The sequence below is a fragment of the uncultured Helicobacter sp. genome, from assembly GCF_937893305.1.
GTDB lineage: Bacteria > Campylobacterota > Campylobacteria > Campylobacterales > Helicobacteraceae > Helicobacter_D.
Genome location: NZ_CALBGN010000011.1, coordinates 40623 through 61295, shown reverse-complemented (window position 1 = coordinate 61295; position 20673 = coordinate 40623). Strand labels below are relative to the sequence as shown.

General features: G+C 34.1%; 24 protein-coding genes and 2 pseudogenes. 8 read left to right on the top strand and 18 right to left on the bottom strand.

Annotated features, from left to right (window positions below; translation table 11 throughout):
- The first annotated feature begins 210 nt into the window (after positions 1–210).
- The 4 genes from rpsB to fliR are packed head-to-tail and all read left to right on the top strand — an operon-like array spanning position 211 to position 3533.
- Positions 211–1011, top strand: coding sequence for a 30S ribosomal protein S2 (rpsB, locus tag Q0358_RS01985; RefSeq protein ID WP_299546477.1), 801 nt, complete (start codon positions 211–213; stop codon positions 1009–1011).
- A 9-nt stretch (positions 1012–1020) separates the two neighbouring features.
- Positions 1021–2088 (top strand): translation elongation factor Ts, encoded by a 1068-nt coding sequence (tsf, locus tag Q0358_RS01980; RefSeq protein WP_299546475.1) that lies wholly within the window; start codon positions 1021–1023, stop codon positions 2086–2088.
- 7 nt (positions 2089–2095) lie between these two features.
- Positions 2096–2734, top strand: a complete 639-nt coding sequence (locus tag Q0358_RS01975; protein WP_299546473.1) for an ABC transporter ATP-binding protein — start codon at positions 2096–2098, stop codon at positions 2732–2734.
- 19 nt (positions 2735–2753) lie between these two features.
- The gene (gene fliR / locus Q0358_RS01970) at positions 2754–3533 is read left to right on the top strand and encodes a flagellar biosynthetic protein FliR (RefSeq protein ID WP_299546471.1); all 780 of its coding nucleotides are present in this window, start codon (positions 2754–2756) and stop codon (positions 3531–3533) included.
- Between the two features lie 3 nt (positions 3534–3536).
- Here the strand turns inward: fliR and Q0358_RS01965 are convergent, their stop codons facing one another.
- Positions 3537–4118, bottom strand: a complete 582-nt coding sequence (locus Q0358_RS01965) for a Crp/Fnr family transcriptional regulator (RefSeq protein WP_299546469.1) — start codon at positions 4116–4118, stop codon at positions 3537–3539.
- A gap of 131 nt (positions 4119–4249) precedes the next feature.
- Between Q0358_RS01965 and Q0358_RS01960 the strand changes: the two genes are divergently transcribed.
- The gene (locus Q0358_RS01960; protein ID WP_299546467.1) at positions 4250–4636 is read left to right on the top strand and encodes a group III truncated hemoglobin; all 387 of its coding nucleotides are present in this window, start codon (positions 4250–4252) and stop codon (positions 4634–4636) included.
- Here the strand turns inward: Q0358_RS01960 and Q0358_RS01955 are convergent.
- Positions 4633–5391 carry an MBL fold metallo-hydrolase gene (locus Q0358_RS01955; RefSeq protein WP_299546465.1) on the bottom strand — a complete coding sequence of 253 codons (759 nt, stop codon included), beginning with the start codon at positions 5389–5391 and terminating at the stop codon, positions 4633–4635. The genes Q0358_RS01960 and Q0358_RS01955 overlap by 4 nt on opposite strands.
- 70 nt (positions 5392–5461) lie before the next feature.
- On the opposite strand from Q0358_RS01955, the gene Q0358_RS01950 reads away from it, so the two are divergent.
- Complete coding sequence (locus Q0358_RS01950) at positions 5462–6556, top strand: deoxyguanosinetriphosphate triphosphohydrolase (protein WP_299546463.1); 1095 nt, start codon at positions 5462–5464, stop codon at positions 6554–6556.
- A 23-nt stretch (positions 6557–6579) separates the two neighbouring features.
- On the opposite strand, the gene Q0358_RS01945 is transcribed toward Q0358_RS01950, so the two are convergent.
- The 4 genes from Q0358_RS01945 to Q0358_RS01930 all read right to left on the bottom strand — a co-directional run bounded on the left by Q0358_RS01945 (position 6580) and on the right by Q0358_RS01930 (position 9577).
- A complete protein-coding gene (locus tag Q0358_RS01945; RefSeq protein WP_299546461.1) occupies positions 6580–7587 on the bottom strand; it encodes a DUF3298 and DUF4163 domain-containing protein in 1008 nt (335 codons plus the stop codon).
- 146 nt (positions 7588–7733) lie between these two features.
- Positions 7734–8783, bottom strand: a complete 1050-nt coding sequence (gene rlmN, locus Q0358_RS01940) for a 23S rRNA (adenine(2503)-C(2))-methyltransferase RlmN (RefSeq protein WP_299546459.1) — start codon at positions 8781–8783, stop codon at positions 7734–7736.
- The gene (locus tag Q0358_RS01935) at positions 8784–9329 is read right to left on the bottom strand and encodes a purine-nucleoside phosphorylase (RefSeq protein ID WP_299546457.1); all 546 of its coding nucleotides are present in this window, start codon (positions 9327–9329) and stop codon (positions 8784–8786) included.
- Entirely contained in the window at positions 9326–9577 is a 252-nt protein-coding gene (locus Q0358_RS01930; RefSeq protein WP_299546455.1) for an RNA-binding S4 domain-containing protein, read from the bottom strand. The genes Q0358_RS01935 and Q0358_RS01930 overlap by 4 nt, the downstream gene beginning before the upstream one ends.
- A 91-nt stretch (positions 9578–9668) precedes the next feature.
- Here Q0358_RS01930 and Q0358_RS01925 point away from each other — a divergent pair, with 91 nt between their 5' ends.
- Positions 9669–10880, top strand: a complete 1212-nt coding sequence (locus Q0358_RS01925) for an argininosuccinate synthase (RefSeq protein WP_299546453.1) — start codon at positions 9669–9671, stop codon at positions 10878–10880.
- Between the two features lie 156 nt (positions 10881–11036).
- Here Q0358_RS01925 and Q0358_RS01920 read toward each other — a convergent pair whose 3' ends face one another.
- The 9 genes and pseudogenes from Q0358_RS01920 to Q0358_RS01880 all read right to left on the bottom strand — a co-directional run bounded on the left by Q0358_RS01920 (position 11037) and on the right by Q0358_RS01880 (position 17747).
- Complete coding sequence (locus Q0358_RS01920) at positions 11037–11420, bottom strand: lysozyme inhibitor LprI family protein (RefSeq protein ID WP_299546451.1); 384 nt, start codon at positions 11418–11420, stop codon at positions 11037–11039.
- A 7-nt stretch (positions 11421–11427) separates the two neighbouring features.
- Positions 11428–11589, bottom strand: coding sequence for a hypothetical protein (locus Q0358_RS01915; protein ID WP_299546449.1), 162 nt, complete (start codon positions 11587–11589; stop codon positions 11428–11430).
- A gap of 137 nt (positions 11590–11726) precedes the next feature.
- Complete coding sequence (locus Q0358_RS01910) at positions 11727–12332, bottom strand: type II restriction endonuclease (RefSeq protein WP_299546447.1); 606 nt, start codon at positions 12330–12332, stop codon at positions 11727–11729.
- A gap of 2 nt (positions 12333–12334) precedes the next feature.
- A pseudogene (locus Q0358_RS01905) lies at positions 12335–13266 on the bottom strand (DNA adenine methylase).
- A 271-nt stretch (positions 13267–13537) separates the two neighbouring features.
- Positions 13538–13744, bottom strand: a complete 207-nt coding sequence (locus Q0358_RS01900) for a hypothetical protein (RefSeq protein WP_299546445.1) — start codon at positions 13742–13744, stop codon at positions 13538–13540.
- Positions 13745–13817: 73 nt separating this feature from the next.
- Positions 13818–14582 carry a DUF3883 domain-containing protein gene (locus Q0358_RS01895; protein WP_299546443.1) on the bottom strand — a complete coding sequence of 255 codons (765 nt, stop codon included), beginning with the start codon at positions 14580–14582 and terminating at the stop codon, positions 13818–13820.
- A 48-nt stretch (positions 14583–14630) separates the two neighbouring features.
- Positions 14631–15302: pseudogene (gene dcm / locus Q0358_RS01890) on the bottom strand (DNA (cytosine-5-)-methyltransferase); the annotation flags it as partial.
- Positions 15303–15491: 189 nt separating this feature from the next.
- Positions 15492–17396, bottom strand: coding sequence for a heavy metal translocating P-type ATPase (locus tag Q0358_RS01885; protein ID WP_299546441.1), 1905 nt, complete (start codon positions 17394–17396; stop codon positions 15492–15494).
- A gap of 9 nt (positions 17397–17405) precedes the next feature.
- Positions 17406–17747, bottom strand: coding sequence for a metalloregulator ArsR/SmtB family transcription factor (locus Q0358_RS01880; RefSeq protein ID WP_299546439.1), 342 nt, complete (start codon positions 17745–17747; stop codon positions 17406–17408).
- 198 nt (positions 17748–17945) lie between these two features.
- Between Q0358_RS01880 and tviB the strand changes: the two genes are divergently transcribed.
- Positions 17946–19199, top strand: coding sequence for a Vi polysaccharide biosynthesis UDP-N-acetylglucosamine C-6 dehydrogenase TviB (gene tviB / locus Q0358_RS01875; RefSeq protein ID WP_299546437.1), 1254 nt, complete (start codon positions 17946–17948; stop codon positions 19197–19199).
- A 204-nt stretch (positions 19200–19403) separates the two neighbouring features.
- On the opposite strand, the gene Q0358_RS01870 is transcribed toward tviB, so the two are convergent.
- From Q0358_RS01870 to Q0358_RS01860, 3 genes are all read right to left on the bottom strand, one after another.
- Positions 19404–20048, bottom strand: a complete 645-nt coding sequence (locus Q0358_RS01870) for a hypothetical protein (protein WP_299546435.1) — start codon at positions 20046–20048, stop codon at positions 19404–19406.
- A gap of 84 nt (positions 20049–20132) precedes the next feature.
- A complete protein-coding gene (locus Q0358_RS01865; protein ID WP_299546433.1) occupies positions 20133–20546 on the bottom strand; it encodes a hypothetical protein in 414 nt (137 codons plus the stop codon).
- The gene (locus Q0358_RS01860; RefSeq protein ID WP_299546431.1) at positions 20503–20628 is read right to left on the bottom strand and encodes a hypothetical protein; all 126 of its coding nucleotides are present in this window, start codon (positions 20626–20628) and stop codon (positions 20503–20505) included. The genes Q0358_RS01865 and Q0358_RS01860 overlap by 44 nt, the downstream gene beginning before the upstream one ends.
- Between the last annotated feature and the right edge of the window lie 45 nt (positions 20629–20673).

The following is a 20673-nucleotide window of genomic DNA, read 5'->3' as shown; positions in this document are numbered from 1 at the left end:
CAAACAACTTGCAGAGTATATTACAGATTTAGGACATAGGGGGAGGGGGGAGTAACCCTATTCTTTCTTTAAATTTAGCTAAACTTAAAGAAACTTTCAGTAAAATAATCGCCTTTTATTTTATCAACTCACACACGCTAATCCTAGTTAGGTTGCGCATTTGCGTTATGGAGCGTGGAGGGAAAACCAAAACATAAATAGGAGAAAACTATGGTAACAATGAAAGATCTTTTGGAATGTGGTGTGCATTTTGGACATCAAACAAGAAGATGGAATCCAAAAATGAAAAAATATATTTTTGGTGTAAGAAAAAATATTCATATTATTGACTTGCAAAAAACTTTGCGTTATTTCCGCTACACTTACAATATCGTGCGTGATGCAGCAGCAGAGGGCAAAACAATTATGTTTGTAGGGACAAAAAAGCAAGCAAGTGAGACGCTAAAGCAGTATGCAGAAAGCGTGCAAGCTCCGTATGTAAATTATCGTTGGCTTGGTGGAATGCTAACAAACTTCTCAACAATTAAAAAATCTATCCGAAGGCTTGAAATCATTGAAGAAATGGAATCTAGCGGACAAATTGATCTTTTAACAAAAAAAGAAAAATTAATGATTTTGCGCAAAAAAGAAAAATTAACACAATATCTTGGCGGTGTGCGTCATCTTAAAAAAGCTCCAGATATGATTTTTGTGATTGATGCAGCAAAAGAAAAAATTGCTGTTGCGGAAGCTAGAAGACTTGGAATCCCTGTTGTTGCACCACTTGATACAAATTGTGATCCTGATGCAGTGGATTATCCAATTCCGGGAAATGATGATGCAATCCGTTCTATCCAGCTTTTCTGCAAAGAAATGGCAGAAGCTATCACTGAAGGGCGTGCGATTGCCGGTGGTGAAGTTGTTGCAAGTTCTGAAGAAGTTGCACCTGCAAGTGAAGAAGAAAAACAAGAAGTGATTGAAGAAGCAATGAGCGAAGAAGACTTCGCACAAAATGCCCAAAGTGCAGAATAAGGAGAACTTATGGCAGAAATTAGCGCGCAATTAGTAAAACAGCTCCGTGATATGACAGATGCGGGAATGATGGATTGTAAAAAAGCTCTTGTGGAAGTTGGTGGCGATTTAGAAAAGGCTGTAGAATATCTAAGAGAAAAGGGCTTAAGCAAGGCTGCAAAAAAGGCAGATAGAGTTGCAGCTGAAGGTGCAATTAGCATTCAAGTTTCAAGCGATTTTAAAAAGGCAAGTATGGCAGAGATTAACTCTGAAACGGACTTTGTTGCAAAAAATGATGGCTTTAAAGAGTTGAGTGCAAAAACTATTGCAATGGTGCAGGATTCTAATATTTCAACTGCTGAAGAGTTGCACTCTTTAGAACTTGATGGTGCAAAATTTGAAGAATATTTAAAAACACAAATTGCGAAAATTGGTGAAAATATTGTCGTAAGAAGAATCGCAAAAGTAGAAGCACAAGGAAGCGGAATCGTCAATGCTTATGTGCATTCAAATGGACGCGTGGGTGTTATTATTGCTCTTAAATGTCAAAATGAAGCAAATGCTACAAAATTGGCAGATCTTACAAAGAACCTTTGTATGCACGCAGCAGCAATGAAGCCACAAGTAATTTCTTATCATTCTTTTGATAAAGGTTTTGTAGAGGCTGAAAAGACAGCAATTATTGCAGAACTTGAAAAAGAAAATGAAGAACTAAAAAGACTTGGTAAGCCACTGCATAAGATTCCACAATATATTAGCCAGCTAGAGCTAACAGATGAAATCTTAGCAAAACAGGAAGAAGCCCTAAAAGCAGAGCTTAAAGCGCAGGGCAAACCTGAGGCAATTTGGGACAAAATTCTTCCGGGTCAAATTGAACGCTTTAAAGCAGATTCTACAATTTTAGATCAGAGATTAACGCTGCTTGGTCAATTCTTTGTAATGGATGATAAAAAAACAATCGCACAAGTGCTAGCAGAAAAATCAAAAGAACTTAATGATTGCATTGAAGTTGTAGAATATGTGCGTTTTGAACTTGGTGAAGGTATTGAAAAACAAGAATGCAATTTCGCAGATGAAGTTGCTGCGCAACTTGGCTAGTTAGCCTATGTTAGTAGCTAAAAATCTCTCTTTTGGCTATGAACGACAGATTTTAGAAAAAGTCTCTTTGGAATTAAGGGCTGGAGAGATTCTTTCTGTTATGGGAGTTAGCGGAAGCGGTAAAAGCACGCTTTTGCACATTCTCTCAAGCTTTTTAAAGCCTAAAAGCGGTGAAGTTAGGATCTTTGATAATGAGATCTACACGCTTTCTGCAAATAAACTACTAGAACTTCGTCGTAATGACATTGGAATCATTTTTCAGTCCCATTATCTCTTTTCTGGATTTAGTGCGCAAGAGAATTTAGAAGTTGCATCATTATTAAGTGGAGAAAAAATTGATGAAGAAATTTTAAGTCTTTTTGGAATCTCTGAAATTTTATCCCAAAGTGTAGGCACTCTAAGTGGAGGTCAGCAACAACGCTTGTCTATTGCTAGAATTTTAACAAAGCGTCCAAAAATCATTTTTGCAGATGAACCTACGGGAAATTTAGATAGAGAAACGGCATTTAGTGTTATGCAGCTTCTTTTTGATTATGTGCAACTTACGCAATCTTTACTAGTTTTTGCAACACATGATCCAATTTTAGCCAAAAAGGCAATGTATGCTTATCGGCTTGAGAATACCACATTAAACGCGCTTGAATAAGGTTTAATTTGGTGGAGCTATGGAACTTTTAGCGTACTTAACAGAAGGTAATGTTGCAAATTTTTTGCTTTTGCTTTTGCGTTTTGCAGGAATTATCGCATTTTTTCCTTTTTTTGAAAATCAGCTTATTACTGCACAGTTAAAAGGTGCTTTGATTTTCTTTTTAACGATTTTTTTTATTCCACTTCTTGATGTTGTTCCGCCATCAGATTGGACAATTTTGCGTTTTATTGTAGCTGGGCTTTCAGAGATTTTATTGGGATTTCTTGCTTCTATGGCATTGCAAATTGTGTTTGGTATGATTTCTTTTGGTGGGGAGTTAATCTCTTTTGCTATGGGATTAACAATCGCAAATGCTTATGATCCTGTAACTGGAGCACAAAAACCTATTGTCGGACAGCTTTTAACGCTTCTTGCGCTTTTGATTATGCTAGGGCTTGATTATCATCATCTCTTTTTTTATTTTGTGGGAGAAAGTGTTAGAGAGATTCCATTGGGTGGATTTATGTATTCTCAAAACTATATTGAATATATTATCAAATCTTTTTCTCATTTATTTGTAATTGGTCTTACAATGTCTTTTCCTATTATTGCATTAATTTTATTAAGTGATATTATTTTTGGAATGATTATGAAAGCACATCCACAATTTAACTTGCTAGCTATTGGATTTCCTGTAAAAATTGCTATTGCCTTTGCGGTGCTTATTGTGATTGTGCCGGCGATTATGCTACATTTTAAAAGGGAGTTTTTAAGCGCATTTGATGCGCTAACAATTCTCTTTCAAAATAGTTTTTAGGGTCTATTTTAAGATAATTTTCCCCTTTTTTGTTTCGATTCTGCCTTGTGTCTTTAGCTCTCTAATCGTGCGCGAAAGAGATTCTGGGCTTGTGCTAAGATGTTTTGCGATTTTGCGTTGGGTGAGTGTATTTAGATTTTGTTCATTATCTTGTAAAAAAGACATTAATTTTTCTTTTAAGTTTAGATGAGATTGCGCAATAGAAGCTTCTAGGATTTTGATTTTTTGACAAAGTGAAGCGATGAGCTGTTGAGAAAAGATTGGATTTTTGGCGCATTGTCTTTGAAAAGTTTCAAGATCTATTTCTAAAACTTCGCAATTTTTAATGCAAATTGCACTTGCAGGAAATGGCTGTTCTAAAAAACTTGGCATTTCTGCTAGAAAATTTGGCGCACTGATGTAATGGAGCGTTTTTTCTCTAGGGGCTATATCTTTAGCGGGTTGCGTTGTTTTATAGATTCTAACTTTTCCACTTAATAAAACAAAAAGTTTTTTTGGGATTTCTCCTTCAAAAAATAGGATTTCATCTTTGTTGAAAAATCGTTTATAGCCTATATTATAAAGTAGTTTAAAATACTCTTCCATTTTTTCTCCTTTTGTTTGAGCCTATTTTATCTAAAAACTTAACTATTATCAACTTTTAAACATAATGTTTTAGATAATATTGCAAAAATTTATAAAAAAGCCACCAATGGAGTTTTTATTAAGGAGATAGAATGCAAAAATTTGATGTGATTTGTAAAGAAGCTATTGATATTTTAATGAATATTTTTTATGCAAAAATTCGCACCGATAAGAACGGTGTAGGAGAGATTTTTAATAGTGTCATTGGCAGAAATGATGAAGCGTGGGAGATACATAAGCGTAAGATTGCTAATTTTTGGCAAGGAATGTTGCTAGGAGAAGGCGATTATTCTGGTGTGCCTTTAAAAGCGCATTTGGACTTGCCACCATTTCCTAGAGAATATTTTGAAATATGGCTAGAATTATTTGATGAGAGTTTAAAAGAAGTTTTTTGTGAAAGCGTTGCAAAACAAATTTTAGAGCGTGCGCAAATGATAGCGCAACGCTTTAAATTTATGCTTTATGAAAACAAACACTAAAGGCGTGGGAGCCAAAAGGGGATATTGTTTTGCTCTTGTAAAACGCTTGTAGCATCTCCGTGTCCGGGTAAAACAAGCATATTCTCTTGTAGGGTTAAAAACTTCTCCAAACTTGCTTTCATTACTATGTGTGATGAATAAGGAAAATCGCTTCTCCCAATGGAACGATTAAAAACAAAATCTCCACTAAACATTACCTTATTGCCACTAGAAAGATGTTGTAAATCTGCATTAGAGAATGTGGAATCTTTTTTGTGATCTTTGTGGTAAATGATAATAACGCTACAACCGGGTGTATGTCCGGGATAACAGATAAAAGTGATGATAAAATCCCCATAATTAAAAATATTTTTACGCTCTAAATTTTCTGTATTGGAGGTTTTTTCACAAATTTTATCAAAATCTTTTGCGCCAACTAAAAGTGTTGGAATAGAGTTTGGTAGCCCTGTGCTAAAGCAATCATTTGCTAGCATAAAGGCATCTTCATAAGGGCAAAGTAAAGGAATATGTGGAAAAAATTCTAAAAGCTCTGCATTGCTCCATACATGGTCAAAATGTCCGTGCGTGTTTAAAATCGCAAGAGGAGTGGAATGTGTGCTTTGAAGTGTGTCAATCACCCACGAGCTTGCTCCAATGCCCGGATCAATAATTAAAGCTTCTTGTGTAGCTTTATTGATGGCTAAATAACAATTTGTTTGGTATTCTCCAAAAGGCTTACATAGAACATAAAAAAAATCATTATTAAAAACTTGCATAATAATCCCTTTTAAAAAACTTTGCAAATCTTAACGCAAAATTGCTAAAATAACACAAAAAAGGCAAAATATGGAATTTGTAGCGCAACGCTTTTATTTGGCAAATCCAGACTTTAGGAGTCCCTTTAGTAGAGACAGAGATAGAATTATTCATAGTTCGTATTTTAGGCGTTTAGAGTATAAAACACAAGTGTTTTTAAATCATAGTGGAGATTATTTTCGCACGCGTTTAACACACTCTTTAGAAGTGAGTCAGATTGCACGCACCTTAGCTACACATTTAGGATTAAATGCAGAATTAGCAGAAGCCATTGCTCTAGCGCACGACTTGGGGCACACGCCCTTTGGACACGCTGGGGGCGATGAATTAGATAGAATTATGCGTAAATATGGGTATAGCAATGGATTTGAGCATAATTTTCAATCGTTTCGTGTGGTTACAAAACTAGAGAAGCGTTATAAAGATTTTGATGGATTAAATCTTACATTTGCGACATTAGAAGGAATTTTAAAGCATTCTTATCCTTATGAAAAGCCCTTTTTAAATGCAAAGATTAAAGAAGTTTTTAGGCTAGAATTTCATCCAAGTTTAGAAGCAATTCTTGTAGATTTATCTGATGAAATTGCGTATCTTAGTCACGATATTGATGATGGGATTAAATATGGATTGATTACTTTTGAAACATTAAAGGATAGCTGCCTTGTTAATCAAGCAATAGAATATGTAAAACAACAAGAGAAAATCACACAAAAGGAATCTATTTTTAGACATCGTTTTACTTCGCGTTTGATTACTGTGCTTGTTTATGATATTTTAGATAATACTACTAGTTTTAACCAAGAAAGTCCTAAATGTTTTGAGTATCTAGCAGAAACTTCTTTGCCTATTGCGCATACAAAAGAAATGAATAAAGAGATTAAAATCTTAAAAAAGATTTTGTTTAAAACACTCTATCGCCACGAAGAAATTGCTAGAAAAATGTTTATGGGAAAACGCTGTGTGCATAAGCTTTATGAATGTTTTAACGATGACACTAGCTTGCTCCCAAAAGATTTACAAGAACGCATTGCTAGTGGAGAAAAAACACATCGTGTGTGTGCAGATTATATTGCATCTATGACAGATAGATATGCAATCTCTTTGTATAAAGAGCTTGGATTTTAAGGGAATTAGTGAATTCCCTATAATTATTTAATATATTGCTTTTTGGTGAGTTCTAATGGAAAGCTTTGGATTTTCGTAATTGCTAAAAAGGTATTAAATGGAATCTTAAGCGTAATCACTCCATAGGAATAAGGCATAATTTCATAAGGCTGATAAAGAAATAAAACTTCTCCATAATCTAATAAAATAGAATTGGAGACATTGAAATCTTCATATTTTATTAGTGGTTCGCTATGCATTTCTTGTGTGAATTTTTGATATTCTTTCCATAGAAAATCTTTGAGTGGTTTGTTGTATGGAGTTAGAATATCGGCTAATGGAATGATATTTCCATCTTTTGATATTGTAATTCCAATTCTTGTGTGATTACCATGTGCTCCGCCCGTGTATATGTAAGTGTAAGTATTAAAACTTAGAAATTCTTCATCAAAGTAATATAAAAAATCGCTACTTTGTTTTTCAAAAGCACTAGAAGAAAGAATTGTGTCAATAGTTTCTGCATTCTTTAGCAATGATTTTTTTGCCATTTCATTAATCTCTGAAATTCCATTTTTACAATTGAATTTTACACCATACATTTTTTCTAATATCTTTTGTATGGTTGGATCTTTAGAACATTGAAATTTTGTTGTAATAGTTGCGCTATTGTTGGATTTTACTGTATGAGTTAAGTTAGCAATTTGTTCTTGTGTTTTAAAGGATTGTTCAAGTTTCAAATTTAAATGTTGAAATTTACCATTTTTTAGGATTCCAATAATTTCTCCATTTTTAACTTTTAAGGATGCATTTTTACATTTCAATTCACCATTTTTTAGAGGTTGTGTGATTCCATCTTTTTTATTTTCACATCTTCCAAAGTCAAATGAACCTGCATATAAAATACCTTCATTATTTTTTGATACAAACAATTTTTGTTTTTCATTTTCCATTTTGTATGTGTTGTAGGTAAAATCAATAGGTTTTGCATAAGAGCAAATGCCAAATATTAATGCGGTCGTTATAATTTTTTTTACGAGAGTTTTTTCTGCCATTTTTTATTCCTTTCTTTAAAAATAGACGAAGAATTTTACTATGATTTTATAAGCTTATTTCTTGTATGCATAATATAAAAATGCTCCCATGCCAATGATAAAAACAAATGTTAGAAATACAATTAAAACAATGTCTAAAATCCCCATTATGCTTCCTTTTTTGTCATAGTGCGTTCTCTTAGTTGTCCGCAAGCTGCGCTGATGTCTAAGCCTTTTGATTCTCTAATAGTGCATAAAAGCCCTTTTTTTAGTAAAAATTCTCTAAAGGATTCCATCTTTTCTGTGCTTGGTCTTTTGTAAATGCTGCCTTCGTGGGGATTAAAATAAATCAAATTAACCTTAGCTTTTAGTTTATTAAGCAATGCTACAAGTTTTTTCGCGCTATCTAAGCCATCATTTAAGCCGTCAATAACTAGATATTCAAACATTACTCTTTTGCGACTATCAATAGGGAATTGTGCCACCTCATCAATGATTGCTTGGATATTATAAGCCTTATTGATAGGCATAAGCTCTGTTCTTAGTTGATCATCAACAGCGTGTAAAGAGATTGCAAGTTGCACGCCAAGATTGAGCGCACCTAGTTTTTTTATTTTTGGTGCGATTCCACTTGTAGAAATTGTTTGACGGCGTGTAGAAATGCTCAATCCATCAAGTTCAGCAAGAATTTGAATTGCGCTTGCAACATTGTCTAAATTATCTAATGGTTCTCCCATCCCCATATATACAATATTAATAGCCTTATTGTGTGGAATATTTTGTGCTTTTTTAATGGCTAGGACTTGATAAACAATTTCTCCTGCGCTAAGATTGCGCACAAACCCGCCTTTGGCTGTTAAGCAAAAGCTACAACCCACTTTACAACCTACTTGAGAAGATAGACAAAGAGTAAATTTATCCTCTTTCATTTTTAAAAACACTGCTTCATAAGTTAGATTGTCTTGCGTTTGAAGTAGATATTTTACACTCCCATCAAGACTTTTTTCTTCTTTGCAAATCTTTGCGCTTGTGGTGGTAAAAGTTTCGCTTAGATAAGATTTAAGATGATTTGGAAGATTGTCCATTTTTTCAAACTCTTCTACATAACGGACATAAAGCCAATGGTAAATTTGCTTGGCACGAAACTTTTGAAAGCCTGCATTTTCTAGGATTGCTCCAAGCTCTTTTAGAGAATAGTTAAAAATATTTTCTTGCATTTATGTGCCTAATGTGGAATCTAATTTGTTTTTGATATAGGATTCTAACTTTTGCATTGCTTCTTTGTGATTGGCAAAAAATTCTTTTTGTGCATCTTTATGAATATGATTTGTGCTGCAAAAGATTCCAATAGCAGGTAATTCAAAAGTTTGTGCAACCTGCAACACGCTAAAAAACTCCATATTTTCATAGGAGATTCCAAGTTTTACCATTTTTTCTGCAAGGCTGGAATCTGTGCTAATATAGTTGCTAGAATTAACAACTTTTTGCATTGTTTCACGTGAAACATTGGTTAAAAAATTGTCTAAAGGCGTGTAGGATTGCCCTTGTAAAAAAGAGAGTTCAATATTACAAGCACTAGTTGTTTCAAAAACTTCTAGCAAGGGTTGTGTGACATCATAGTTTCCGCAAGTGCCAACAAAAACGATTTCATTAGGTTTATCATATAGGATTGAGCGCGTTAAAGAAATAGCAGATTCTACTAATCCTACACCTATGCTTTTTGCAAAAGCAAAGTTTTCAATTCTTCCTGCACAATAAATCATTGTTGCACTTCCTTGTAATATAAATACGATTCATTTTTCTTAATGGTTTTTTGTTCTGGAATTTGTAAAACTTGATAGAATTTTGATTTTTCTAAAAAGGCAATTTCTATAATATCTCCAACTTTAACATCGCGACTTGCCTTTACGCTTGTGCCCGCAATTTTCACAACACCATTTTCAATCATATCTTGCGCAATTGCGCGCCTTTTTACGATATTGACTGCATTTAAAAATTTATCTACTCTCATTTTTGTCCTTATTCTTTGTGGCATTCTAGCTAAAATAATATTAATTTGTCTAAGGGTATAATGCGCTTGATATTTACACAGGAGATTTACAATGCAAAAAAACTTTAAAAAAGTTGTACTAGCATATAGTGGCGGATTGGACACGAGCGTGATTTTAAAATGGCTTGGTGATACTTATGGTTGTGAGGTGGTAACTTTTACTGCTGATATTGGACAAGGAGAAGAAGTAGAGCCTGCAAGAGCAAAGGCGCAAAAGCTTGGTATCAAGCCTGAAAATATTTTTATTGAGGATTTAAGAGAAGAATTTATCCGTGATTTCGTGTTCCCTATGTTTAGGGCAAATACAATTTATGAGGGAGAATATTTACTTGGGACAAGTATCGCGCGTCCATTAATTGCAAAACGCTTGGTGGAGATTGCTAAACAGGTAGGAGCAGATGCAATCTCACACGGAGCAACAGGCAAAGGAAACGATCAAGTGCGTTTTGAAATTGGAGCTTATGCGTTAAATCCAGATATTAAAGTGATTGCTCCTTGGAGAGAGTGGGATTTAAACAGCCGTGAAAAATTGCTTGCCTATGCTGAAAATGCTGGAATCCCTATTGAGAAAAAGGCAAATAAATCACCTTATTCAATGGATGCGAACCTTTTGCATATTAGTTATGAAGGACAGATTTTAGAAGATCCTAGTGTTGCCCCAGAAGAAGATATGTGGCGTTGGAGTGTTTCTCCCAAAAACGCCCCAGATACACCAACGATTCTTACAATTGAGTTTAAAAATGGAGATGGAATCGCAATTAATGGAGAAAAATTAAGTCCTGCAAACTTTTGGGAGAAGCTTAATAAATTAGCGGGAGAAAATGGAATTGGACGCTTAGATTTAGTTGAAAATCGTTATGTAGGAATGAAATCGCGCGGTTGTTATGAGACTCCGGGTGGAACAATTTATCTTAAAGCACATCGCGCCATAGAATCTTTATGTCTTGATAGAGAAGAAGCACACTTAAAAGATGAGATTATGCCAAAATATGCAAGTTTGATTTATAATGGGTATTGGTTTAGTCCAGAGAGAGAAGCCTTGCAAGCATTAATTGATAAAACACAAGAAAAAGTTGAAGGAATCGTGCGTTTAGAGCTTTACAAGGGCAATGTTACAATTCTTGGTAGAGAATCTAAAAACTCACTTTTTAATGCAGCATATAGCACCTTTGAAGAAGATTCTGTATATAATCAAAAAGACGCCGAGGGCTTTATCAAGCTAAATGCGTTAAGATTTATCATTGCAGGAAAAACACGCAAATAATGTAGGTTGTTACTTAACGCGTTTAGGCTTTGTAGATATGCAAAAAGAAATAGGCATATCTACTTAGAAGCTACCTTGAATGAATACTTGTATATCTCTACTGGCTTCTTTCATCTAAGCATACTATCAAACTCTATGGAGCGATTTGTTGTCATTCTAAGATAACGCATAAATAAGCTCATTCACACGCATTTTTAAAAATTTTAACCTTGCACTACTTGCAGCAATGCTATGTGTCGTGCCACCGCTATTTATATCATAGATATGTGCGTGGTGTTTTTGTATGTATGCCTCATAGCTATCGCGGAGCTTGAGCCACACTCTTTGCTCTTCTAGCAGTGTGTCTTGCCCCAAATTTGGCTCGTGGGAGAAAGCCCCTGTTTGCGTGGTTTTGCTTTTCTTTTTGACTTTAGCGTGGTAGAGTTTGTAGTATTTGTTTAAAAACCTATCATACTCATCATAGCCATAATTTAGTGCGAGTAGAATGCTTTGTGTTGAGCCATCGCCTAAGGTTTGCACCAAACAATCAATCCGCGCCACTTCAAGCTTATAGATTTGCTCTATCGCTTAAATCCTTGAAGTTATCCTTAAAATTTTTCTCATCACATTGCTCTTTGATACACTCTTGCATATCTTTACTCACATTGTTTTTCTTAAAAAACTTGTGCAAACTCCCACTATCAGCAAACGCCACATTTGCAAATGCCATAAATGCTAGAGCTATTAGAATCTTAGCCCTTATTATAAGCCTTAATAGTCTTGCAAAAATACGCATAAATTACTTGTTTTGTAGATATAAAAAATTCTATCACGCAGAATAACATAGGATTCTTTATCAACTTTGTGTTATCTATCTAATCTCACTTCCTTACGCTTGATTTTCTTTTCTCTGCTTTGTGCGTTAGCCTGAAGCTCGGAGTGTTGGTTTTTTATCTCAAGTGGCCAGTCTGCTCCTTGTTCCCCAACATTCCATTCTGGATGTTCGTTTTCAATACTTAGATAATCTTCCACGCAACACTGCTCTATAAATTTATAAGAAATAGATACATTTTTAACTTTTTTCAGCCCAAATAAACCTTTCACTTCTTTTTCAAAATTCTCTTGGTATATCATATAAAATTCAATCTTTTTACCCTGCAAAATCGTGTGATAGAGAAAATACCACACACCAAAACTTCTTACAGCTGGTCGCCCTTTTACTCCACCATCTCTATAAATCTCTAAAGTGCTTTTGATTCCGCCTGCTGCCCCACTTCCACCGATTTTTTTAATTTCTCCATCTACTACGATGAGATACACTCTAGCAACATTCTCACTTAGAATCTTTTGTGGCAGTGCCTTGCCATTTTCATTTTTTAAATCTTTTAAATAATTAAAATTAAGTTTTGTACTTCCATCCACAAATTCCACATCAGCGATTTTAAATGCAGTTTTGACTTGCTCTATTCTCATTTTCACTCCTTTATAATCAAAAGCTCGTGGCTTTGCTTTGTATTGTCCGTATCACCTCTTTCGATACGATTTTTACCTATTCTTGTTTCACCTTGTCCCATTGTGTATTGCCATTTTGGCTCTAAAATTTTAAAATCCTTATAGACTTCTCGCACAAATTCACAATCATTATAGCTTAAGATAAATTTGCCCTTATGATTTTTAAGACATTCGCTCAAAAGCTCGTGATTAAAGTTATTGTGATGAATAGGGAAATTTCGCATAGGATAAATTCCTTTAAACATTTTAGAATCTCCTTCCAAAAAATACGGCGGGTCGCAATAGAAAAAATCGTTAGGATACATTTCAAACACTGCTTCAAAACTCGCCATTTCTACTTTAAGATTCTGCGTTTTAAAATCTCTAATTTTCTCTAAGGCTTTTAAATAGCGATTTTTATCTTCATAGATTTTACTCATCCAGCCCAAAAATCAAGGTCCATAGCTTAGATAAAATTAAAATAATAATCCCTTGCAAGAGTTAAAGAATCTAGCTCTATCTTAGGTTTATTCTTAGCATTTTTATGCCTTTCATTCCAAAATAAACTTAACTCTTTTTTGATTGTTGCATAATTTTATTTTGTAGGTTCAAGCTTTAAAAGCTCCTTATAAAGTGCGTGAGAATCCTTGCATAAAACCTGCCAAAAATTCACTAAAATATCAAATATATCAAAAGCTAAAACTTCAATATCAAGCTCTAAAGCCACTGCTACTTCCACACTCCCACCACCAATAAATGGGCTGATAAACCTTTTTGTGTTGCTAGGGATTTGCTCTAAGATTAAGCCAACCGCTAAAGATTTACCGCCACCATAACGCAAAGGGCTTTTTGTGTAGCGTTTGTAAGTAAGATTTTTGCCCTTGAGATGATGTAGAAAAGAGGTTTTTCTGTCTATATGATGTTGAAATAATCTTGTTTGATAAAAATCCACATCAAGTGCTGCGCAAATATCTCTTTGCAAGTTTTGATTATTTGCAATTTCGTTTTGTAAGTCTTTTTCTTTTGCGAAAGTCATTTTATACTCTTATTTTGACGGTTTTGGTAACTCTTTTTTGAGATTAAACCCACTATTATAGCAAACTTATAGAATCATTTTTTATCATTATGCAAACAAAATCACACAATCCCCTTACTCAAATACCTGCTTAAATCATCGGCAAAAAGCATTAAGATATAAACTTCTCATAGCTATCAAGTGGCATAATATCTATGCTAAAGTGCAATCGTGCAGAATGTGATTGTGAATGCTTTGTGATAATCACACTATCAAAGCCAAGCTCTAGCATTTTTTCATACCTTGCAAGCTCTCCTTCTTTATAACGCAAGGCAGTTTGCAAAAGCCATTTTGCTAAATCTGTGTTTGGATTACTCATCAGTGCTTTTGCGTTATCTTGGCAAAGCTTTGCTTGTAAGTTTTCTTTATTTGGCGTTGTTAGGGTAAATACTTCATCTCGTGGTGGGAAAAGATAGTTTCAAATGATACTCTTTAAGTTCTTTTTGTTTTAATATTCTCTCTGTAAATAATAAATTGTTAATTGGATTATTAAAGCTTTTAAATTGTGGTATATTATCTAAATTTACAACAATTACTAACAAATAAAAATCTTTAAATTCTCGTGCTTTATAATATTCATTTTGAGTAAGTCTAATGCTCCCATTGTGTCCCCTTAAACCTTTAATTTCACATAAATAGTCATTTTTTGCTTGAATAAAAAAATCATATCCATCTCCATATATTCTAGCATCTATACATTGCCCATTCTTAAGACATTCAATTTGATGATAGTTATGTAAGAAAAACATTTCAGCTTCTAACCCCGTGCTTTGCATTTTTTTAAATTTACTTTCTAAAATAGGATTAGGTTTATAGCTTAAATCAATACTATATTCTTTACTTAATATAAGTTTTATTACATTGGCAAATCCCTTTACATCTTCATTGCCAAATAAAGAATCTATAAAATATTTTCTATGAATGTAGGCATTGCCCTTTTGCCACCACCCTTTACGATGATTGGGAAAAAAATGGTCAAACAAATCCATTCTATTTTTTACAACACTTGCTGTTTTAACAATACCTAGATTCATAAAAAGATTAAAAAATTCTGTTTTTGTATTGCAATTAAATTCTTTTATAAACTCATTGTCAAATTTTGCTAAACCATAGCCTAAAAGATTTAAAAGTTTATAGTTTTGGTGTTTTTGACTCATAGCAATCCTTGCCTTTTATAATTTTTTGCGTTTTATTATAACTCAAATTTATTTATTGCCCATATTTTCGGTTAGCGTTGGGCAAAGCTTACTTTTATTCTCTCGTATATAAATACGCCTTAGCTGATAAATACTATCTTGTTTTATTACTTCTTTTTCTAGCCACGCATAATATTTACTCTTTGGCGTGTAGTAAAAACTATCATCTTGTTTTGTGTAGTCTATACAATTATGTATGGTTTTTGTAAGTTTTATAGGGCTTGGGAAGCTAAAATCTGCGTGATTTTTCACTTTATCTTTATGAAAAGCTATGATAAAAATTCTTTCTCTATTTTGTGGAATATTTGCGTGTGTAGCGGTGTTTAGTATGGAATCATATACGATATAGTCCATAGATTCTAAAGTGTTTTTAATCACTGCAAAAGTCTTGCCTTTGTCGTGGTTTTTTAGATTTTTGACATTTTCTAAAAACAGCACTTTGGGCTTGTGTATTTGAGCAATTTTTGCAATTTCAAAAAAGAGTGTCCCTCGCGTGTCTTCAAAGCCCTTTTGGAAGCCCGCTATACTAAAGGCTTGGCAAGGAAAACCAGCACATAAAATATCAAAATCTTTGGGGATACAAGCTTGTATAGAATTTTGTGTAATATCGCCATAAAGCGGTGTTTTTGGGAAGTTTTGCGTATAGGTTATTTGTGCGTTAGAATCTATCTCACTTGCAAATACGCATTTTGTGGCATTTTACCCCCCCCCCCCCCCCGTAGTTGCTAATGCCAAGTGGAATCCACCCACTCCAGCAAATAAATCAATAAAGCTAAATTGCATTGTGCCACCTTACAAAAATATTATGCAATTATATAAAATCATTTTAGATTTCAAACTCATTTTTGCTCATTTTGAAATCATTAAGAATTAGCGGATTGCGCGCATTGCATTAAGCAAGGCTAAGAGTGCCACACCCACATCTCCAAAAAGTGCAATCCATAAATTTGCGATTCCAAATACGCCAAATATCATAATTGCCACCTTTGCTCCTAAAGCAAAGATAATGTTTTGCCACAAAATTAAGCGTGTTTTTTTTGCAAGCTTTAGAATAAATGGAATCTTTTTTAAGTCATTGTGCATAATCACAATATCTGCACCTTCTAATGCAACATCACTGCCATTTCCCATAGCGATTCCAATATCACTTAGTGCTAAAGAAGGCGCGTCATTAATCCCATCACCTACAAAAATAACCTTTTTATTTGTATTTTTGCTGCTTGTTAGAATTTCTTTTAAATGTTTCACTTTATCTGCTGGCAATAAAGGAGCAAAATAATTTGCGATTCCAACTTCTTGTGCCACAGCTTGTGTAACTAAATTTCTATCCCCGCTTAAGATAAATAATTCAAACCCTTTTAGGTCCTCTACAACTTCTTTGGCTTCAGTTTTGATAAGATCTTCAAAATCAAAAGAAGCGATAACTTCTTTTTCTAATCCTAAGAAAATCTCACATTTTGCATTTTTGGATTCCATAATCTGCTGTTCTGTTATTTCTGCAATAAAGCGCGCATTACCCAATGCCAAATTTTTATTTTCATACTTTGCTAAGATTCCGCCTCCGGCATATTCTTTAATGGAGTCTAAAAGGATTGCTTGATCTAAATTGCACTTAGCGTTTAAAATCGCCTTTGCAATAGGATGATTAGAATGCGATTCTAACGCTTTTGCAAGATTTAGAGCATAATCTTTTGTATAATGTTTTTTTGTGTGTATTTCTTTAAGCATTAATGCGCCTTTTGTGAGAGTTCCTGTTTTATCAAATACAATAGAACCCACAGAATTTAACGCTTCTAAGTAGCTTGAGCCTTTGATTAAAACCCCTTCTTTTGATGCTCTGCCAAGTGCTGCAAAAAGCGTTAAAGGTATGGAGATAACAAGCGCACAAGGACAAGAAACCACTAAAAAAATGATTCCGCGATACAGCCAAGTTTGCAGTTCTTGCATAAAGTCTCCGCCTAAAACCCAAAAATAAAGTGGCGGGAGTAGTGCCACCAAAAAGGCTAGTAGCGTAACAATAGGCGTGTAATAACGCGCAAATTTTGTGATAAATTCTTCACTTTTGCTTTTTTGCGCGTTGCCTTCTTCAATAAGTTTTAAAACCTTGCTAAATGTAGAATCCGCATAATTTTGTGTTGCTTGAATCTGTAAAACTCCACTAAGATTAATCCCGCCTGATAGCACCTTATCTCCAACGCAAACACTTTGTGGAATAGATTCTCCATTTAGTGCAGAATTATCTATGCTTCCATCTCCCTTTACTACCACACCATCAGCTAAAATTCTTTCTCCTGCAAAAACAATTAAAATATCATCTTTTTTAACACTCTGTGGAGAAATTTGCACTTGCGTATCGCCTTGTAAAATTCTTGCATTTTCTACCTTTAAATCCCCAAGAGATCGGATTTGCTTTTTGGATTTTTCTACAACTAAATTTTCTAAAAACTCTCCTACACGATAAAAGAGCAAAATCGCAACAGCTTCAGCACCTTCTCCAATATAAAATGCGCCCAAACTTGCAATAACCATTAGGCTATTTTCATTGAAGTATTCGCGTCTTAAAGCCCCTAAAAATGCTTTTTTTAAGATTCTATACCCTAGAGCAAAATAACTTACAACAAATAGCAAAACTTGCAAAAGTTTTGGCAAATCAAACAGCTCAAACTCTCCAGCAAGTGCAATTAGAAATCCAAAAATCGCTCCACCAAACAAAATATTTTCAAAATTTTTGTTTGTAGATTTTACACTGCAAGAACCACTACAACAACATTCCATATCTTTTCCTTACATCTCTTTAATATGTTCTAGACCTTGATTTAGGATCTTTTCAATATGATCGTCATCAAGACTGTAAAACACTTCTTTTCCGATTTTTTGATAACGCACAAGGCGTGCTTGACGCAGAATTCTAAGTTGATGAGAGATGGCACTAGGAGAGAGTTGCAAAAGATGAGAAATTTCATTGACACATAGCTTTTCTTCGCGCAAAATAGATAGGATTCTAATCCGTGATGAATCTCCAAAAATCTTAAAAAACTCTGCTAAATCATACAGCAATTCTTCTTTGGGGAGATTGTTTGCAATCTTATTTAGAGCTTCTTTTCTGGTTGAATCAAGTTCTGGCATTGCATATCCTTTTAAAGTTGGAATCCAAAATTAACTCTTAATATATGAGCATTTGTTCATATATGATAATTTTAAATTTCTTAAAAACAAATAAAGATTATCAACTTTAGATTTAAGTGTCTTTGTTGATTTTGCAAATATCTTTACTTTTTATTTATCAAAACTAGATAGAATTTTAAAAATTTTTAAAGGATTGAGATGAAAACTCTTGCGATTATTGGACTTGGATATGTTGGGCTTCCTTTGGCGGTGGAATTTGGTAAAACTTATAAGGTAATAGGGTTTGATATTTATCAAAAGCGCATTGATGAACTGAAAAGCGGCTATGATCGCACGCTAGAAGTCGATGAAAATGAGCTAAAAGAAGCAAAACATTTGCAATTTACTACAAATTTAGATGATTTAAAAGAAGCGCAAATTTATATTGTAACTGTGCCAACGCCTATTGATAATTACAATAAACCAGACTTAACGCCTCTTAAAAAGGCATCACAGAGTGTAGGAAAAGTTTTAAGCAAAGGCGATATTGTAATTTATGAAAGCACGGTTTATCCGGGCTGCACAGAAGAAGATTGTGTGCCAATTTTAGAGCGTGAGAGCGGATTAAAGTTTAATGTGGATTTCTTTTGTGGTTATTCGCCAGAACGCATTAATCCGGGTGATAAACAACACCGCTTGCCTAATATTAAAAAAGTAACTAGTGGTTCAACTCCAGCTATTGCCGATGAGGTTGATGCGTTATATTCTAGTATTATCACTGCTGGCACACACAAAGCGTCGAGTATTAAGGTTGCAGAAGCGGCAAAAGTCATTGAAAATTCTCAGCGCGATATTAACATTGCCTTCGTTAATGAGCTTGCGTTAATTTTTGATAGACTTGGTATTGATACACTTGATGTTTTAGAGGCTGCAGGGAGCAAATGGAATTTCTTGCCTTTCCGTCCGGGACTTGTTGGTGGGCATTGTATTAGTGTAGATCCTTATTATCTTACACATAAGGCAGAATCGTTAGGTTATCATTCTCAAGTCATCTTAGCAGGACGTCATATTAATGATAATATGGGAATTGTTGTTGCAAATAAAGTGATTAAATTAATGGTAAAAAACTCTCATCAAATCGTTAATGGAAAAGTTGCGATTTTGGGTGTAACTTTCAAAGAAAACTGCCCAGATATTCGTAACTCTCGCGTTGTAGATATTGTTAAAGAGCTCAAAGATTTTGAATGTCAAGTTGATGTGTATGATCCTTGGGCAAGTGCTGAAGAAGTCAAACACGAATATGGATTAACTTTAAGTGATTTTAGTAAATTTGCACTTGAAGATTATCAAGCCGTGATTTTAGCTGTGGCACACGATAAATTCAAAACGCTAGATTTTAGCAATCGCGGAAAAGTTGTTGTGTATGACTTGAAAGGGATTTTGCCAAAAGATCAAGTAAGCGCAAGGCTATAAGCCTTGTTCTTAAACTTTTGTTTGAAAAACTAAGCTAGAATCTGACTGAGTCTGCTCTACAAATTCTTCTATGGTCTGTTTAAATGTTTGTTGATTGTTGCCGCATCTTTGCTTTTTAGTTACTCCACTTCCCCTGCAAAATATTTTTTTAATACAGCTTTTTCTTGAGGTGTTAGGGATTCTATATCTCCGCTTTGTTTAATTTTACAAGTAGTTCCATTGCTTTTTCTTGTGCCTCTTTTTTGCTTTTTTTGGTGTTAAATTCTTTAATTTTGATTTAAAGTCCTTTGTGGATTTGTCTTGCATTTGATTTTGTGGTATAATCTTTTCGTTGGCGGATTTGCGAAAATTGAGGTCGTTAAATACGGGATGATAGGGATGACCACGCCTATCCTCTTCCGCCTTTCTTTCATTGCGTTCGGTTTGACTATGAGTTGTTGCCAATCTATGAATTTTTTCATTGTCAAATTCGTATTTTCTACTTCCATAGGCTAAAATATTTCCATCATTTGCTTTAACTCTCCAAGTATAGCTTTGATTTTGTGGTATAATACTCATAGCAGGATTGTGAAAATTGCGGTCATTAAACTCTCGACGAAGCTGACCCCGTTCGTCCCTTCCTGTTTTTGAATGAGCCGTTAATAATCTATGTCCCTCCCCATAATCTCTTTCTCCATAATTAATTATATTTCCATCATCTGCTTTAACTTGCCAAGTATAACCTTGATATCTCTCATCATATTCTGCTTTTACACCCTTAGCCACTTTAGGAAAAGAGAGCATTTCTTTAGTGGTTACCATTCCTCTTAAATTTGGATTATCTAAATGCTTTTTAATTTCTTTATCCATAAAATCTTTATCTGCACTAATAAATTTATTAACATAATCATCTAAAGTTTTAGAAAGAATAGAATCTTCTTCTGCTTGATAGCTTTACACATTATAAACACTTAAACTTTCGCCAATCACTTCTTGTTGTTTGTCGCCAACTTTATAGGAATAGCCGTTTAAAATCATTGTGCGTTCTGTACCTGAAAATTTGCCATTTCTATTAATATCAGCTTTATTTGCTCCCATATTTTCCAAAAGTTCTTTGAGCCAGCCCCCAATATATGATTCTGCCTTACCACTTAAACGCAATGTTCCATCTTCTCTTTGATAAAAATTATTTGCATCAAACTTTTCTTGCAAGCGCGCAATATTGTCTTTTGTTGGCATTAGATTTATATGTTCTTCATTAATATTAAATTGCACAGCTCCATAATTATCTGCGTTGTTTTGCATAATGAGTTTTGCAGATTGCTTAATTTTGACATTGTTGTTTTTGTGTGTCTTCTTGCTCTTCATTTTTAAGTGCATCTTCGCTTTTGTGATTTGCAGCTAGATATACTTTAGTATGCACGATGTCGTTTTTATTGTTGATAAACATTGTATATCCTTTTAAGAGCTTAAGAAGTAATATTTTATAACCTTA